The sequence below is a fragment of the Parabacteroides distasonis genome (assembly GCF_004793765.1).
In the GTDB taxonomy this organism is placed as follows: domain Bacteria; phylum Bacteroidota; class Bacteroidia; order Bacteroidales; family Tannerellaceae; genus Parabacteroides; species Parabacteroides distasonis_A.
On record NZ_SRYM01000013.1, the window covers coordinates 1 to 17,894 of the forward strand.

The 17,894-nt window shown below is 44.9% G+C and carries 15 protein-coding genes and 1 tRNA gene; 3 read left to right on the forward strand and 13 right to left on the reverse strand.

The window, feature by feature from the left end; translation table 11 throughout:
* The coding region (locus E5342_RS06325; protein WP_210434961.1) for a DegT/DnrJ/EryC1/StrS family aminotransferase at positions 1–266 on the forward strand (266 nt) is incomplete at its 5' end.
* A gap of 147 nt (positions 267–413) precedes the next feature.
* Here E5342_RS06325 and E5342_RS06330 read toward each other — a convergent pair.
* The 10 genes from E5342_RS06330 to E5342_RS06375 form a co-directional block, all read right to left on the reverse strand.
* On the reverse strand, positions 414–2,738 hold the full coding sequence (locus E5342_RS06330; protein ID WP_135959066.1) for a TonB-dependent receptor: 2,325 nt from the start codon (positions 2,736–2,738) through the stop codon (positions 414–416).
* Positions 2,739–2,844: 106 nt separating this feature from the next.
* Positions 2,845–3,426 carry a response regulator transcription factor gene (locus tag E5342_RS06335; protein ID WP_135959067.1) on the reverse strand — a complete coding sequence of 194 codons (582 nt, stop codon included), beginning with the start codon at positions 3,424–3,426 and terminating at the stop codon, positions 2,845–2,847.
* A gap of 9 nt (positions 3,427–3,435) precedes the next feature.
* On the reverse strand, positions 3,436–4,122 hold the full coding sequence (locus tag E5342_RS06340; protein WP_121736437.1) for a helix-turn-helix transcriptional regulator: 687 nt from the start codon (positions 4,120–4,122) through the stop codon (positions 3,436–3,438).
* A 25-nt stretch (positions 4,123–4,147) separates the two neighbouring features.
* Complete coding sequence (locus E5342_RS06345; RefSeq protein ID WP_022193172.1) at positions 4,148–5,086, reverse strand: sugar phosphate isomerase/epimerase family protein; 939 nt, start codon at positions 5,084–5,086, stop codon at positions 4,148–4,150.
* Positions 5,087–5,098: 12 nt separating this feature from the next.
* Complete coding sequence (locus E5342_RS06350; RefSeq protein ID WP_135959068.1) at positions 5,099–6,481, reverse strand: Gfo/Idh/MocA family oxidoreductase; 1,383 nt, start codon at positions 6,479–6,481, stop codon at positions 5,099–5,101.
* A 19-nt stretch (positions 6,482–6,500) separates the two neighbouring features.
* On the reverse strand, positions 6,501–8,078 hold the full coding sequence (locus E5342_RS06355) for an SUMF1/EgtB/PvdO family nonheme iron enzyme (protein WP_135959069.1): 1,578 nt from the start codon (positions 8,076–8,078) through the stop codon (positions 6,501–6,503).
* Between the two features lie 203 nt (positions 8,079–8,281).
* Positions 8,282–8,354, reverse strand: a tRNA-Trp gene (locus E5342_RS06360).
* A 160-nt stretch (positions 8,355–8,514) separates the two neighbouring features.
* A complete protein-coding gene (locus E5342_RS06365) occupies positions 8,515–10,017 on the reverse strand; it encodes a glutamine synthetase family protein (protein ID WP_135959070.1) in 1,503 nt (500 codons plus the stop codon).
* A 224-nt stretch (positions 10,018–10,241) separates the two neighbouring features.
* Complete coding sequence (locus tag E5342_RS06370) at positions 10,242–11,837, reverse strand: sulfatase family protein (RefSeq protein WP_135959071.1); 1,596 nt, start codon at positions 11,835–11,837, stop codon at positions 10,242–10,244.
* Positions 11,838–11,864: 27 nt separating this feature from the next.
* Positions 11,865–12,647, reverse strand: coding sequence for a DUF6261 family protein (locus tag E5342_RS06375; RefSeq protein ID WP_210434962.1), 783 nt, complete (start codon positions 12,645–12,647; stop codon positions 11,865–11,867).
* 361 nt (positions 12,648–13,008) lie between these two features.
* Between E5342_RS06375 and E5342_RS06380 the strand changes: the two genes are divergently transcribed.
* On the forward strand, positions 13,009–14,268 hold the full coding sequence (locus tag E5342_RS06380; protein ID WP_121736389.1) for a putative DNA modification/repair radical SAM protein: 1,260 nt from the start codon (positions 13,009–13,011) through the stop codon (positions 14,266–14,268).
* A gap of 26 nt (positions 14,269–14,294) precedes the next feature.
* The gene (locus tag E5342_RS06385; protein ID WP_121736390.1) at positions 14,295–15,059 is read left to right on the forward strand and encodes a TIGR03915 family putative DNA repair protein; all 765 of its coding nucleotides are present in this window, start codon (positions 14,295–14,297) and stop codon (positions 15,057–15,059) included.
* Between the two features lie 268 nt (positions 15,060–15,327).
* Here E5342_RS06385 and E5342_RS06390 read toward each other — a convergent pair whose 3' ends face one another.
* The 3 genes from E5342_RS06390 to queC all read right to left on the reverse strand — a co-directional run bounded on the left by E5342_RS06390 (position 15,328) and on the right by queC (position 17,361).
* Entirely contained in the window at positions 15,328–16,125 is a 798-nt protein-coding gene (locus E5342_RS06390) for a 3-keto-disaccharide hydrolase (RefSeq protein ID WP_121736391.1), read from the reverse strand.
* An 87-nt stretch (positions 16,126–16,212) separates the two neighbouring features.
* On the reverse strand, positions 16,213–16,677 hold the full coding sequence (gene queF, locus E5342_RS06395) for a preQ(1) synthase (RefSeq protein WP_135959072.1): 465 nt from the start codon (positions 16,675–16,677) through the stop codon (positions 16,213–16,215).
* A 9-nt stretch (positions 16,678–16,686) separates the two neighbouring features.
* On the reverse strand, positions 16,687–17,361 hold the full coding sequence (gene queC, locus E5342_RS06400) for a 7-cyano-7-deazaguanine synthase QueC (protein ID WP_135959073.1): 675 nt from the start codon (positions 17,359–17,361) through the stop codon (positions 16,687–16,689).
* Positions 17,362–17,894: the final 533 nt, after the last annotated feature.

Genomic DNA, 17,894 nt, shown 5'->3' on the forward strand with positions numbered 1-17,894 from the left:
TGTATCTTGTACGTTTGCTTGGTGAGGATGTGGAATATCGAAATGCTGTGATAGAGCGGATGGCTGAATGTGGGATCGCTTGTAACGTACATTATAAACCTTTACCGATGATGACGGCCTATAAAAATTTAGGTTTTGATATCGTAGATTATCCGAATGCTTACAACCAATACCATAACGAGATTACTCTTCCTTTGCATACCAGTCTTACGGATGAGGACGTAGAGTATGTGATCTCTAATTTTGTTGATATTATTTCCAAATAAAATAATTAACCATTACGGTGGGAGGACGTGACCCACGGATTATACGGTCTGGTTATTATATCCGTAGGTGTTCGTAATTTGAAAGAGGTGGGAGAGTTGGTGTAAGAACCGGCTCTCCCTTTTTTTATTTCTATCGAACGCTTGCGCTTAGAAGGCGATCGCCACCTCCGCACCGATTTGGAAGGGTTTACCCAGTTGGATAAACGGATTCCCGAACGACTCGAAATAGAATGCCGAGTAATGGGTGTTCGTTATATTACGGCTCCATAGGTTTACGTTGACGATACCTTTGCGTACGCCTACCTTTGCGTTCACCGTTCCGTAGAATTTCTGGTAGATGTCGTTTCGCTCGGTCCAGAAGATCTTTCCGACACCGCTGAATTGGGCGGAGGAGGAGAATTGGTCTATCCATTCGTTACGGAACAGGCGGGTGTATTGCAGTCCTACGTTGAAGGTATGACGTGGGGTATATGGGATGAAGTTGTTCTTGAAATCCTCTTTCCCATTGTTGTAATCCCGGAATGTAGCATGTGTGAAACCGTAATTAACGTCGGCGGTTAGCCCATCGATGATGCGGGCACGCAAGGAGGCCTCAATACCGTAGCTTTTGGCTTTCCCTGCGTTGGTGAGGATACGGCCGTTGCCGCTATTTACGAATTTGGTCAGTTGCACGTCTTGAATGTCCATATAGAAACCTGTTAATTCTGCGCTTAGGCGTTGGAATAGTAACTCGCTACGGATACCGATCTCGTAGTTCCAGCTTTTTTCCGGTTTGTAGGAGGCTACTTCCTCGATGGGGGTGGGTTCTTTGACCTCGATCGGCATCATGTCCTTGAAAGCGTTCATCATATCGTATTGCATCTGGCTTTGCATCACGTCTGCCGACATTTGTACGTTGTAGCCCCCGGTCTTATAACCTTTCGCTACCGACACATAGGTGAACGTGTTTGACGAGCATTCGTACTTTAAAGAGACTTTCGGAAGTACTTGCCAGAAGTCTTGGGAGACACTGGCGTCCATCACGGTGGTTGGGATCGGGAAAAGTTTCTCGATGTCGATAACCGGTCCGTTTTCTACGAAGCCGAAACCCATTCTCATCTTAGCCTCAGAATTGTAATCCATCTTTTGCTTCTCGTAATCCAAGCGGATACCGGCGGTAATTGACAGGCCTTCCGTGAACAGGTTGTTATAAGTGGATTGGTGATACAATGCAAGGCCGTAAGAAGGGGTGTCGAAAGAACCCGGAATATAAAGATGATCGTCCAGTATTTTTAGATATGGCATTTTAGGGTGATCTTTCTTCAATTGATCGAATACGGGCTGGAGGACGGTCTTGATCCCGTCTTCCTTGAAATCGACCGGGCCGTCTGTATGTAGATCATCGTAGAAACCGTAGAGTCCGAAGGACCATTGGTAATTATTTCTCGTGTTGCTCTTGATCGCCAATTCCTCGCTGAAAGCGTTTTGCTTTTGCTTTTGGTTGAGGGTGAAGATCGAGAGAGGGGAGAAGTCTTGATCCATCTTCATGTCATCCTTGAAATATTGATGACCGGTGATGCTGCTCAGTATCACGTGCTCATTCCGGTATTCGAGGGACAGATTATTGGCGATGACCGTCCGTTTATAAGAGCTGGGATCGTTGATATTGATAGGATTTACATACTTGTGATCGGTATTTCCGGTTCCGATGAACATACCATATGGAAACGCTCCTTGATCCGTATAATCTACGGAAAGGGAGTAGGAGGCACGGAAGTTCGGATTGAAGCGACCTTCTAACTTGAATCGGCCGCCTACATTGTCTTCCTTATCGATCTTTTTCCCATCGTAGGCATTGGTGTAGAAGCCGTCGCTATGGTCATAGTAAGCGGCGGCGGTGAATCCGATGGTCTCGCTCAACTTAGCATAATGGGAGGCCTTGACTTTATATTGCCCGTAGCTTCCGGCCGATAGGGAGAGTTTCTTTCCTTGGTAATCGAACGGGGAGATGGTATAGATATTTACGATGCCCCCCATAGCGTTACGACCATACAAGGTTCCTTGCGGCCCTCGTAATACCTCGATGCGTTGGATATCGGTCAGCTCGAAATCGAAGGTGCTTTTATCCAGATAAGGCACGTTGTCTACGTATAAGCCCACGGATTGTCCACTACTTCTCGCTCCGATACCGCGGATATAGATGGCCGAGGTTAGTTTTGCCCCATAATCCGGCATGTATAGGTTCGGGACGAAAGAACTTATATCCTTTAGTGCGTCGATCTGTCTGCCGGAGATCATTTGTGGCGAAAGGATCGATACGGAACCGGGTAACGTACGGAGGTTATTTGTCTCTTTCGTAGATGAGGTCACGATTACCTCACCCATGTTGTAGGTTTTTATCGTGTCGTTCTCGTTTGCCTTGATATTCTCGGCGTATACATTTTGCAGCCCCAACGCACCTAGGGCGATGATACCTAAGTAGTGTCTCTTCATCGAATTTCTTTTGTTAGTATATTTTTTCAATCGCAAAGAAACGGTAAAGAAACTAGATGGTCAATCACTAGATGTAGTGATTTTGAAAGCCGGTTTGTTCGTTTCGCTATAGTTCGATATCGTCGCCGGAGATGATCCCGTTCATGATGGCGTAGAAGGTGAGGCCGGATACGGTCTTGATGCCTAGCTTGGCGGTGATGTTCTTACGATGGGTAAGGACGGTGTTCAAGCTGATGTTCAGCTTATCGGCGATCTCTTTATTCGTGATGCCTTTTACGATCAGTTGAAGTACGTCTACCTCACGGCTGGATAGATCCTTGTTGTTTTCGGTAGTGGTGCTGTTGGAACTGTCGCTCGTAAATAATTGTTGCAATTGCTCGATAATGGTCTCTTGGGAGGAACGTAACGTGATACGGTTCGTAGACGAGAGTGCCCCGTGTTCTTCGGTGCTGTCGATGAGGAGGGCGGTCTTGTTTCTTCTCGGGAGGAAGAAATCCGCGTTGAGCACAAGGGTATCTGAATCGGTGAAATAGTAATCGTAGGTGTCGCTTCCTGTGGAGGAAAGCATCTCGAAATTTGGAAAATAGCAAACCTCTACCGGGGGGAAGTAGTCGGTCAGCAAACTTTGCAGCCCGATACTTCTTAGGGTATCAGACAGTATGATCGCTATTTGTTTGTTTCGATACATTTCAGATCGTTAGATACATAATTTTTCCATGGCCGAGACCATGGGGGTAAGGATTCGATACCGGATCCGGTTGTGTTGCTTGATATCTTTCTCCAGACTACAGATGGAGAAGAGGACGGCATAACATAAATTCTCGTCATAATCTCCCGAAAGATGCTTGACCATGATACTTTTTAAGTCGGCTAAAAGGGCTTCGATGGTATCTTCCATACGTTGCTCGGAGGTGATTTGCAATCCATCGATCGTTCCCGCTGGTTCTTTTCCCAGCTTTTTACTTAACGACATGCAGTAGGGAAACCAAGTCTCATCATCTTTCTCAATGCGTGCGATAAGTTCTTCCTTGAACGAGGAGAAGAAGCGTCCTATCAATCCAAGAGTAGGATTGCCGGGCGTACTCATCAAGATGAAGGAACCTAGATGGCGTTCTATATTGGGAAGCTGATAACGTAAATAGTATTGGTTCGTTTTTGTCAGGTAATCGATGATCTGTGATGTATGGAAAGTTTGTAACTTTTTCTCTGGAAAATACTCCTCGTTGAGAAAGGTATTGATTACCGTCAATAAGAAGTCCGTATCCAGCGAATGTTCTTCACAGAGCATCTTCACCGATTTGTCTCCAAGCCCTAAGCGAATCCCAAACCGGTTGATAACGGGAATGAGTGAGGGGTGTTCTTCCACCACCTCACTCAATTGCATATTTGGGTATACTAAAGGCATCTTATCAAGCTTGTTCCCATTGTTCACGTAATAACTTGACGGCGGCGGGGACTACCACGTTACGGTCTCCCTGACATCCGCACTCGAAGCTTACGTAGTTGTTATAACCAATCATTTTCAATCCCTTGAAACCATTGATATAGTTATCGGCATCTCCATCCTCACCCGGCATGCTGCGACGTTTGCGGCTGGCCACGTGTACGTGTTGGAGATACTCTCCACCGGAGATAAAGGCTCCCATATCAGAGGTCTCTTCCCATGTCATATGCCAGAAGTCGCCCATGCAACGTACACCCGGATTATTGATATCCCGGCATAAAGAGGCGGCGTCGGCTACTTGACGTAGATAAAAACACTCTTTTCGGTTCAAAGGTTCAAAGATGACGCTAGTCCCATGCTGGGCGGCGAAAGTTCCCATCTCGTTGAATTGCTCGCAAAGAAAATCCCGTGTCTCCATCGTATGAGGCAAGGCGGGGACTTGACCATTAAAGGCAGGAACGATAATCACGCCCGTAGAACCTAATTCACCGGCTGCGGCGATGATCTCTTTCATCGTATCCATGCATTCCTTGCGGATGGCTGGATCGGTAGAAAGAATAAAGCCTTTGAAGCCGGCGCAAATGGCACTCACTTTGATATTACGTCCGTTTAAGGCCTGCTTGATCTCGTTTACCCGGCTGGCTAATCCTCCGCCACCCGGCTCAAAACCTACAACGCCCAACTTCTCCATAAAATCAAGTTTCTCGTTCAAACTTTCACCCGGGGCGATTCCCTCTTGGAAAGAAAGCTTTAATTCAAGGTCCTTGCCGGGCTTGTCGCTCCCTTTTTCTCCTTTGGCAGTGTTTGCCGGCTTGGAAGAGCAGGAGGCCAAGGCCGTACTTCCTACCGCTAAAGCAGCACCGGATAAGGAGGTTCTTAAAAAGTTTCTTCTATTTAATGTCATAAACAGTCCGGATTATTTCTTGTCGATTAGTTTGCCCGGAACAGGAACGACGAAGCCGCTCATATCCATCTTTCCTAAGTTCAAATCTTTCGGAGTGTAATCCAATGCAGAGGCAGTCATGGCATCCCAAGTGGTCTCGGCACCCGTGTAAGCGGACTCACGACCCATGATTGCGGCCATATTGGAGATAGCAGTCTCAGAAGCTTGCTCGATTTGCTTACCGCCACGGATGCAGTTGATCCAGTTTACATGTTCTAATGTATACGGGTCAGTTTGCTTGAAGTTCGCTTTTTCGGCCTCGCTATCATATTTCCAGATAACGTTTCCTGCCAAATCCTTGATCTCCATCGTGTCACTGCTCCATGATCCCTTGGTTCCTTGGATGAATTCGCTTACATTATTTGCACAACCATCTATCTGGCGGCACATACTATGCATATGGATACCATTTTCCATTGTGAAATCAACGCTGAAGTTATCATATTGGTCGCCAGTGATACGACGGTGGCGAGAACCGAAACCTACAGCCTTGACTGGTTTTAAGCCGCTGAACCAAGTGAATACATCTATATTATGTACGTGTTGCTCTACGATATGGTCGCCGGAAAGCCATTTCCAGTTTACCCAGTCCTTGATCATATATTCGCAATCGTTCCATCCCGGTTGACGGTCGCGATACCAAAGCATATTTTGGTTCCAGTAAACCGTACCGCCCGTGATCTCACCGATCAATCCTTCCATGATCTTCTTGTAAGACTCAACATAACTACGTTGGTGATGGCGTTGAGTACCAGTTACGACACATAAGTTCTTTGCCGCAGCTTGTTTTGCGGTAGCCATAATGGTACGGTAACCAACCGGATCAACACAGATAGGTTTCTCTAAGAAGGAATGTTTGCCCTTTTCTGTGGCGTATTGGAAATGAACTGGACGGAATACGGGAGGAGTGGCGACGATCACTACATCTACGCCGCTATCGATCACTTGCTTGTACGCATCTAAGCCAACGAAACGTTTGTCAGCTGGTACATCAATACCTTTCTCGTCTTTTAATTTCTTTGCCAAATCGTCAACACGTTCTTGGAACGTATCGCCTAAAGCCACGATCGTAACGCCGTTCGCAGCGTTCAAGAAGTTAAAAGCAGCTCCGGAACCACGTCCGCCACAACCGATTACACCTGCTTTTAGTTCTTTTCCATCAGTTGCCAGATCTGGTAATTCGGGTACGTAATAAGTACCAGGCTCTTTCAAAGGCTTTGTTGCGTTTGCGCTTTCACCTCCACCACAAGAAGTTAATACACCAACTGTACTACCTGTTCCAATTGCTCCAAGCGCACCCGCTAGGGCTGAACTTTTCAGAAATGATCTTCTGCTAATGCTGTTCTCTTTTTTCATGATATTATTTTTTTAGACACTATTTATTAGGTTCACATACAACACGGAAACCGATTCCTCTGATATCGGAGTACCACCAGATACTCTTCGGCTGTTGCGGATCGGTTTTTAACCAAGCTTCATGTTTGGTATAATCACGGGAAGCGCAGCGAAGATCTGCCGCATCGGAAGTGTAATTACCGCCTCTCACTACCCATTCTGTACCTTCAGTAACCAATGGATCTGTGGCGCTACTTCCGCTTTTAGCGTAAGCTTCAGGATCATACTTGTCGGCACAATATTCCATTACATTACCCAACATATTCTTTAACCCAAAAGGGTTGGCTTTTACCAAATCCGGTTCTTGCGTCTTATTTTTGCTGTTCTTGCTATAAATCACATAAGAACCTATACTATCAGTCTTTGCGTCGAAAAATTTACGCCAGAAGCCTTGATCGGAGAAGTCTTTTGGATTACCCGTAAAAAAATAAGGTGTTTCCGTGCCGCCACGTGCCGCATATTCCCATTCCGCCTCGGTCGGTAAACGATAAGTCTTTCCTGTTTTCTTGGATAACCATTGGCAGAAAGTCTCGGCCGCATAATGAGTCATTGTAATAGCCGGGCGATCTCCGCCACCCCAGCCTTGATCCGGGAAACCGAACGGAGGCGTCGGACCGGAGATGGCATCGACATTCGGATTACTGTTATTTGCGTACACGGTCTCTGGAGGGGTACGGCCTTCACTCATCGTATTCCCATAGAAAGCCCAGTATTGATCCCAAGTCACCTCGACCTCAGCCATGAAGAATGGACTAACGGTTACGTTGTGTACAGGCGACTCATCTGCTTTATGAAACGCTTCTTTTTCCTCACTACCCATTTTGAATGAACCTCCGGGAATGGCAATCATCTTGAATGAGACCATTGTTCCGGGAATTTGTTCTACATAATCGGTGAAAGAGGTTACCGTAGTTGGTTCCTTAAAAAACAGGCTTGTATCTATCGAGGTTGCCCCGGATGTGTTTTGTCCCGGTATGCCAACCATCTTGGAGTGATTGTAGTTCGGATTGTAATGTCCTGCATCCAAATGGCAACTAATACATTGTAGATCTAGCTTTTTCTCATTCTCGTCATAATATAAATGCGCTGTTACACCATCATCGGTAATTCCTTCGGGAAATAAGTTCTGATGGCACTCCTTACAAGATTCATTGGGGATATATTTAACGGCGTGTTCCAACTCGGACTTAGTTTCCCAATTGAAATCCGCATTGTCTTTAGTCAAGTATGACCAAACATCTTTCATACCCAATTTAGCCTTTGCGCTATAATGTTTCCAAGTATTTGTTTGAGGTGGGAGGTGACAAGCTACGCAATGTGTCTTAACACCACTTCCATTATTTACATGCTTGGAAAGTTTCCAACTGTTTTCTACGTGAGGATGCACGTGGCACATCATACAAGATTCATCTGTTGAGAAATATACAGATGTCTTATAAAGGGCGACCATAATCCCTGCTCCCAAAAATAATCCGAGGAACAGGATAAACGCCTTACTTTTGAAAAAATACTTTTTCCTCTCAGACGAGTATCGGTTTGAAAATTTGTTAGTTGTCATATGTTTCTATGGTATACTATTTACACTAAGTCACAATTAGATTTAAAATCGGCAATAAAAGTAGTATATTCCTTTATATATTGAAAGAAAAAATAGTCTCTTTAACGAAAAATGTTGTCTTATTTACGCTTTTTTATCGCAATGGGAAGAGGGGAAGAATAATAAGAAAGCGGCAATACAAATTCATTGTGTTGCCACTCACGCACGGAAGGAGAGGCTCGAACTCCCGACACCTGGTTTTGGAGACCAGTGCTCTACCGACTGAGCTACTTCCGTATTGCGGGTGCAAAAGTAGTTTAATAATTTGAATATGCAAGTGAAATATGAGAAAAAATAGTCGCATAGACAAAAAAAAGAGCAACGACTATTTTTAATTAAATTAAAAAAGGAGATGTGCCTTGGCACACCCCCTCATGTGAAATCATAAAAAGAATTATCAGCCACAGTGGAAATAAGTATTGACTAGTTTCAACATCTCTTCCGGATTATTCTCCAGATCCTTGCGCAAAGAAACGTCATCATAAGATTCCAGTTTGCGGATGATACCGTCTATCATACTCGAACTAAAAACGTTATATTTTTCAAAAACAGCACGTTGTTGTTTTAGGCAAGCAGCTGAGGCTATACAACTGTCAGGGAGTTGATCCAATGCCTTTAGGCGATCTTGATTTTCTTCCTTATGAATATTCACGTTTACATAAGTCTTCTCAGCGATCTCCAAAGCATCATCGATTTCAAAACCATGGCGGCACGCAACTGCCAATCCAGCCAATAATTGGTATAAATCAGCGGAGCCATCCGGCGAGCGCATCTCGACCGTCTGCTTTTGGCTCGTATCATAATGGCTGGCAGGTTCCAATGGGTTCGCTAAAGCACACATGTCCGTTTTTGCGGCCCAACCTAGCGGAACACGAACTAAAACTGAACGATTCCGGTCTCCCCAACAAATATTCGTAGGTGCTTCCTGGTGTGGAACCAAGCGGAAATATGAGGTGGGGTTCGTATTTCCGAAAGCCGTAATAGAGGGAGCTAAACACATCATTCCAGCGATAGCCTTACGGGCAGTTTCGGATAAGGTACCATTCGCTAACATCTGATTTTTGCCATCTTTCATGATACGCATATGAACATGCAGACCGGAGCCGGCTTTCCCCACCGTGATTTTCGGAGCGAAGGTGATGTTATAACCGTATTCATGAGCTAGATTGCGGATCGCCCATTTTGCGATCATCAATTGATCCGCTGCATTTTCCGCAGGACATGGTAAGAACTCGATCTCATTTTGCTCGTAGATCAAACCATTTAACGTAAAGTTTCCAACTTCCGAATGACCATATTTAATTTGTCCTCCGGCTTGCGCTATGCAGTGCATGCACTCCGTCCGGAACTCATTGAACTTAGCGTAAGGAGCGGATTCATGATAACCTTTTTGGTCGGTAGCAGGGAAAACGCCTTCATCCGGTGCGATTACGTAATATTCTAATTCACCCATTGCCTCAAATTCCATTCCCGTCACCTCATGAAAAGCCTTACAAGCTTTATGCAAGGTATATTCCGGGGAACTTTCTAAGGGTTTTCCATCCTTGTTGAAGAATGAGCAAAGCATGGTAAGCGTAGGTAATTCCGCGAATGGATCCTCGAAAGCCGTACGGAAACGGGGCACCACATACAGGTCACTACTTCCCGCCTCGATAAACGAGAAAAGACTAGAGCCATCTACACGCTCACCGCAAGTCAAGATCGCATCCAGATAAGCGGCATTATTGATTACGAAGTTTAGTGTTTTCAAACGTCCGTCGCCTGCAGGATACATGAAATTAACCATCTGGATATCTTTCTCATAGATATAACGGATAATGTCCTCTTTCGTAAACTCGGACGCTGGCTTTTGCAAAAACTCCACTAATACGTTGGGAGTCATTTCTAGTTCTTTGTTCATGTCTTATATTAATTATGTTTATAGTGTAGAGAAAAAGCAGGTGTATAAGAGAGGGTATTCAAGCCCCTCCTTTGGCGTGTTCAATACGCAAGAACCGCAAAGTAGGGCCAGCATTAAAAATCTGGCGGATAAATTGAGTTTCATTTTACAATCGTATTTTAGGTGAATGATTCTTTCTATCCGCCAAACTTACACAAAATAAATGATTTTACAGAGTTCGCTCCTTAATATTCGTCAACTTTCTGGTCTACACGGAACTTATTCAAACGTGCTTGCAGGCGAGTTTGGATATCGGCATATTCCGGATTATCGTATAAATTATTCAACTCATTCGGATCACTTTGCAAATCGTAAAGCTCATTACAATTAATTGCGTCATTATGTTCATTCTTCTCTCCATAGAAATGGATCAATTTATAACGACTGTCACGTACGCCATCGTGACGGCGTACCATATGGATCGCAGGATAATCATAATAATGATAATACAGATACGCGCGCCAATCTTTTGGTGTCTCGCCTCCAAACAAGGGAACTAAAGAAGTTCCTACCATATAATCAGGTTTCTCGATACCGGCTATATCCAGATAAGTCGGGGCATAGTCGATGTTCTGTACTAAGGCTGTACATTCACTTCCCGCCTTGATTTTAGCAGGGTAACGGATAATCAACGGCGTACGGAAAGATTCCTCATACATGAAACGTTTGTCGAACCAGCCATGCTCACCCATGTAAAAACCTTGATCCGAGGTATAAACGATCACCGTATTATCCATAAGTCCTTCTTTTTCCAGATAGGCGATCAAACGCCCTACCTCATCGTCAATCGATTTGATGCAACGTACGTAATCCTTGATATAACGTTGATATTTCCATTTGACCAAATCCTCACCTTTCAGGTTCTCGTTAATGAATTTTTCGTTACGTGGCTTATAAGAAGCGATCCAAGCCTCCCGTTGTTCCGGGGTCATACGATCCAAAGAGGCCTCCCAACCACCAATATTCCATTCCTTTTTATAAGCCTCCTTATCTTTAAGCTCATCCACCTTCAAGTCATAAACCAAAGTCATATTTTTGTCTATACTCATCTCTTGTGTACGCGCGGCATCGCAACGAGTGGCATAATTATCATTGAAAGTATCTGGATATGGGAACTCTACATCCTCATATAAATCCATATATTTCGTATCCGGCATCCAGTTACGGTGGGGAGCCTTATGATGGACCAGCAGGCAGAAAGGCTTATCCTTGTCCCTCTGTTCCAAAAAATCGATAGCGTGATCGGTCGTAAGGGTCGTCGCATATCCCTCTTCTTTTACATATTTGCCATTCGATTCTTTGCTTTTGAACTCCGGATTATAATAATCTCCTTGATCCCATAACACATGATAATAGTCAAAACCTTTCGGCTCGCATTGCATATGCCATTTACCGACAACACCTGTTTGATAACCGTGCTGTTGCAAGATTTCAGAGAAGAATACTTTTGTCGTATCAATACCTTTTCCTAACTGTCTTTGCCCGTTTTGATGGCTATAAAGGCCGGTCATCAAACAAGCACGGCTAGGAGTAGACAGCGAATTCTCTACGAAAGCTTGCCGGAACAACATTCCTTCTGCGGCCAAACGATCTAAATTTGGCGTTGGAGCCGATTTGCCCAGCGCATGTCCATAAGCGCTAATAGTCTGATACGAATGATCATCCGTCATGATATGGATGATATTGAGCGGCTTCTCTGCCACTTCTTTTTGCCCGGTTCCGCATGCAGAGAATAAAAGGGCAGGGAGCAAGAAGGCCCCATGGTTAATCGCTTTCTTCATATGGTTGATATAATCGTTGGACATACATCAAATCTCATCGGGCGACTCGGAATCGCTGCCGTCCGGAGCGGGTTGCTCTTCCTCGCCCTCACCATCGCCGGATGTCGTTGACGGGGCTTTCTGGCCCAGCACCTCACGTTTGTAATGCGTGATCTCCGTGTTCACATAGTCGATAAATGCGGCGTAATTGGTCTCGCCCTCCACCAAGGCTAAGGCGTTGACCATCTTCACCAGCATGCGGTAAGCGTTGTCCGATGCCTTGCGCGATGCCTTCAGCGCACCTACCGTGATGCTTGTCCGTTCGTCAGTTCGGCTGGCGGTCAGCGTGCGGACACGTTCGTTTGCCGACTTCAGGCTGGTTACAAAGGGGGTCAATGCCAATTTTTCGACTTCCGCTTGATATTTTTCTTCCAGGTCGGCAATGAAATTTATCAGTAAGCCTGTCTCGCGGTCGAGTTGCATTTTGGGATCGATCGCGTAATCCTTGATATGCTGGTTGAGCACCTTGGCGGCTTGTGCGATATCCTCGGCGGGGAAGTTTAGGTAACCTTGCGCCACTTTTTTGTAACTTGCATAAAGCGAGTCGCGTTCGGTATCTGCCCGGGCGATGTCATCGGTCAGTAGGCTTTTCTGCGAAATTTTCAAATTTGCGTCTTCCTGTTTCACGGCATTGCTCAAGTTGGCAACCAGTGTGGCGGCTTTCTCCTTCACCTTTGCGTCGGATTCGGCACGTTGGGAAATATTGCTCATAAAAAGGAAATGTGCGCCGTTGTTCATGCGCCCCAAATAGATTTCACCGATTTCTTTCATAACTCATATTTTTTAGGTTGATAATATTTGTTTTACCTGCAAAATTCCTTGTAGACGATGTGAATGTAGGTATTTTTCGTGAAATATTCCTTGTTCCTGTCCGGAAAGTTCCCGGATCGCGGAGAAAAACCTCCAAGCAGGTTTGCGCGGCCCCGGATTGCCGCCATATTGTCCCAATCGGTGTAGCGGGAAGCAAGATTGCTGCAATCCGGGGCTATCCCATCAGGAATCTATGCTCATACACTTTCGGCTTCATCTTCCGGGCGAGCCGCTTCAAGCTTAAATCGCTCTTAAAAACGTGCGGCGATGGAGGCGGATTCCCGCAAGATCCGTATCTTTGTACGAAACAATCCCGCAAAATATGGACGAGAAAGTGCTCGAGAAATTGAAAATCTTGGCCGAGTCGGCAAAATATGACGTATCCTGCGCCTCCAGCGGAACCTCCCGTTCGCATAAGAGCGGGTCTATAGGAAGTGCCGCTGGATGGGGTATTTGCCATAGTTTCGCTGAGGACGGACGGTGTATCTCACTTTTAAAGATCATGCTGACGAATTATTGTATGTACGATTGCGCCTACTGCATCAACCGCCGGAGTAATGATTTACCGAGAGCTACGCTTTCCGTTACCGAGTTGGTGAACCTCACGATCGAGTTTTACCGGCGTAATTACATTGAAGGATTGTTTTTAAGCTCCGGCGTAGTTCGAAACCCGGATTACACGATGGAACGGTTGGTGAGAGCCATCAAGGATTTGCGCCTCGTGCATCACTTCAATGGATACATACATATGAAGAGTATCCCCGGAGCCAGCCAAGAATTGGTAAATGAGGCTGGGCTTTACGCCGATCGTTTAAGTGTGAATATAGAGATCCCGAATGAGGCGAGCTTGCGGACTCTAGCTCCGGAAAAGGATTTTAAAAGCGTATTTGCCCCTATGCGTTATATCCAACAAGGTGTATTACAAAGCGTCGAGGAACGCAAGCGTTTCCGGTATGCCCCGCGATTCGCTCCCGCCGGGCAAAGCACGCAGATGATCGTTGGTGCTACGGCGGATACCGACAAGGATATACTTCGTCTATCATCCGCCTTATATCAGCGGCCTACGATGAAGCGTGTTTACTATTCGGGATTCATTCCGGTAAATGCGTATGATAACCGTCTTCCGGCACTTACCACGCCTCCGCTGGTCCGTGAGAATCGTTTATATCAAGCGGATTGGCTGTTGCGTTTTTATCAATTCAAGGTAGACGAGATTGTCAATGACGCATATCCGGATCTGGATCTAGACGTGGACCCGAAGTTGGCTTGGGCCTTGCGGCACCCGGAAGTCTTCCCGGTAGATATCAATAAAGCGGATTACGAGATGCTTCTTCGGGTTCCGGGAATTGGCGTGAAATCGGCAAAGATCATAATCGTTTCCCGGCGTTACGCTAATCTCGGTTCAGAGCAGTTGAAGAAAATAGGAGTGGTCATGAAAAAGGCTAGCTATTTTATTACTTGCCGGGAACTCCCGACGCAGACCGTGAATGAGGTCAGCCCTGAAACCGTCCGGCAACTATTGACGAGAAGGAGCGGAAAGAAAGTAGACGACCGGCAGCTTATACTGCCTTTTATAGATTAACGCCTGTTTTATAAGAAGGATTGATAATGATTATATTTGTTTACGACAAGACTTTTGAGGGATTGCTTACCGCTGTATTCGATGCTTATTCCCGTCGAACTTTTCCGGATTTGTTATTAGCCGAGGGCGAGCCATTTCCATTGTTCTATGACGAGGCGATCCGGATTTATACGGACGACCGGAAAGCAGGACGGGTATGGAAAGGTCTTGAGAAGAAGATCTCCCAGTCTTCTCTTTCCGGGCTGACGGTAACTTGGTTGTCGGAATTACCGGAAGTAGGCCTGTTGTTATTCAGATATATCCGTAAAGCGATCGACGCTCCAGCCACGATCGAGTTCAATCTAGGTGATCCGGACATATTGGAAACTGCCAAGATCTGGAAGAAAGTGAACAATGAACGCTTGCGAGTGATGCAATTCTTTCGTTTCCAAAAAGCGGCGGATGGAACTTACTTTGCTGCCATCAAGCCTATATATAATGTATTGCCTTTGGTATTACCTTATGCGCAAGACCGTTTCGCTGATCAGCAATGGCTCATTTACGACTTAAAAAGAGAGTATGGATATTATTATGATCTTAATGATACGATAGAAGTCCGTTTCGAAGAGAAAGATTCACACCTATTGACCGGATTGCTCAGTGAGGATATCATGGATAAGGACGAGAAACTTTTTCAAAGTATGTGGAAGGAGTATTTTAAGTCTATCGCTATTAAAGAACGTTTAAACCCACGGCTTCATCGCCAACATATGCCGGCTCGTTTCTGGAAATATATGCCAGAGAAGAGATAATAGTATAATTGCTGTAAATAAAACAATTATAGTTCTTTAACTCCTATAAAGAAACAACTGTTTCCGTATTCGCCTCTTTCTTGTCACTTTTTGTAGTCCCTTTTTTATCCTTCCATCTCGACGGCCCGGTCTATGGCCTGCCGCAACGCCTCGAGTGTGGTTGAGGCACGCAAACATCCTATATCAGCATAAGATGCGCTGTTTAATGAAAAAGGGATGAACTTAAGATCAAGTCCATCTCCTTTTTATTACGATCAACACGTTTCTCTTATAGCTCGCGAATCCAGATATTGCGGAAGCTGATCGGCTCGCTAGGATCGCCATGGCTCTGCAAGATGATAGGGCCTGCGCCATGTTTCTTCACTTGCGGGAAACCGATCCACTCTGTCGTACCTAATATCGTCGTATGGTTCTGCAAAACCACACCGTTCTGGATAACCGTTACGGTTGGATGCGTACGATAGGAACCATCTTCCTTGAAAGTGGGGGCGGTATAAATGATATCGTATACGTTCCATTCGCCCGGTTTACGCATGGCGTTGGCCAAAGGAATGGATTGCTTGTAGATACTACCAGCTTGGCCATTCACGTAAGTGGGGTTATTATAGCAATCTAACACTTGAACCTCATACATCCCTTGCAGGAAAATACCGCTGTTACCTCTCGACTGGCTCTCTCCTGTGATATTCGTTGGGACTTGCCACTCGATGTGCATCTGGAAATCGTTGAATTTCTGTTTGGTCTGGATATCACCCTTCTTTTTGTTTACAGTAAATACGCCATCATGCACATCCCATTCGGCAGCACCGCCCTTTACGCTCTCCCAAGCAGAAAGATCCTTGCCGTCAAATAAAACGATAGCGTCGGAAGGAGCCGTGAAACCTCCACCTTTTAAGTCTGTGCCCGGAGTGACTACCGGTGGGACAGGTTCGTAAAACTCAGACATCTCATGCGTGATACCTGCATAACCTGTAGGCATCTTAAACTCTTTTTTCTTGTTTTGAGCGACAACAGTAACGCAGCCCGCTAAAGTGAAAGCTGCAATTGTAAGCAATGTTTTGTTCATGGTCTAAAATGATTTATTAGTTAGTTAACATTTATTGCTGCAAATATACCGTTTTTTGCCGAAACAGATAACGATTTGTCAGAAATCTTATTGATTATGATCAAATAGTCTTTTCTCAGCCAACAGCTCAAACTTGGTATTCGGACGACCGTAATTGCAATACGGATAAATACTTATACCGCCTCTCGGAGTGAATATACCGGTAACTTCGATATATTTCGGATCCATTAATCTTATCAAGTCCTTCATGATAATATTCACGCAATCCTCATGAAATGCCCCATGATTGCGGAAGCTGAATAAGTAAAGCTTCAAGCTCTTGCTCTCTACCATTTTCACGTCGGGGATATAATCGATATGAATCGTAGCGAAATCCGGTTGTCCGGTAATTGGACAGAGGCTGGTGAATTCTGGGCAATTAAACCGTACCCAATAATCATTTTCTTGATGCTTGTTCGTAAATGCCTCCAATACCTCCGGAGCGTAATCCTGTTTATATACGGTAGAGCCACCTAATAAGTGCAACTCTCCTTCTTGTTTTCTTTCGTCCATTTCTTTAATTTACTTTTGATTCATCTCTTTCCTTTTTAAATATGTCTCCAATCCGTCCTTGCGAAGTTTGCAAGCGGGGCAATGCCCACATCCCTCAGCCATAACACCGTTATAGCAAGTCAGCGTCTGCGTACGTACCAGATCAAATACACCCAGCTCGTCGGACAATTCCCAGACTTCGCTCTTATTCCGGTCCATAAGCGGGGTATGAATTGTGAATTTCTCATCCATCGCTAGGTTTAACGTTATGTTAAGAGAACGCACGAACGTATCCCGGCAATCCGGATAACCACTATAATCGGCCTCGGAGACACCCGTTACCAAATGATAAATCCCTTTACTGCGAGCTAATATTGCCGCTAAAGTTAGGAATACCATATTACGGCCAGGAACAAATGTGTTCGGATAACTATCCTCCGGCTTCTCTTGATCCATCTCTATGCTCGCATTCGTAAGTGAACAGTTGGGATCTAACTGGCTGATAAGCGATACATCCAATAACTGAAAAGGTACGTCTGCGTCTGCGGCGATCTTTTGGGCGACCTTTATTTCCAAGGAATGTTTCTGTCCGTAAGTGAAGCATACGGCCTCTACATGTGAAAAATGCTTCTTCGCCCAAAAAAGGCAAGTCGTGGAATCTTGTCCACCCGAGAAGCATACCAAAGCGGCATCTTGTTGTTTCATTATCTTTCTTGTTTTTAATACGTGGTTTGGCAAACACACGGAAAAGACTTCTTTTCACTTGCAAAGGTACTACAAAAAAATGAGAATAGGAGAAAAAAGGTGAATGAACGTTGAAATAAAGCGTTTTAGCGATTCCATGAGGACTTTACCAAAGCCACTGAATGCCGCAAAAAGCTGTTTGAAGCAAGAGTCACGTTACTATTCCGTTACTCTTTCTCGCAAAAGAACGGCTTGCTGAGGACACCGGCATATCCGCTGATTCATATGCCTGGAAATTTTAAAGTCGATTGCCCCACTATTATACTCCCCCCATTGACCCTTCAAAAACATTGGATTTATATGGATAAAAAGCATTTTAACCCGGGTTGATTTTAATTAAAATAAGTCAGAATAAAACTACTTCCTTAAATCCGCAACTATAAAATCCGATTTGTTTTAATGTGTTAAAATAGAAACAGTTGGGATGTTTTTATGAAAGAAAAGTATTCACTCATGTGGGGGATTCCATTTTTGACAACCGCTTTTTAGGAAGA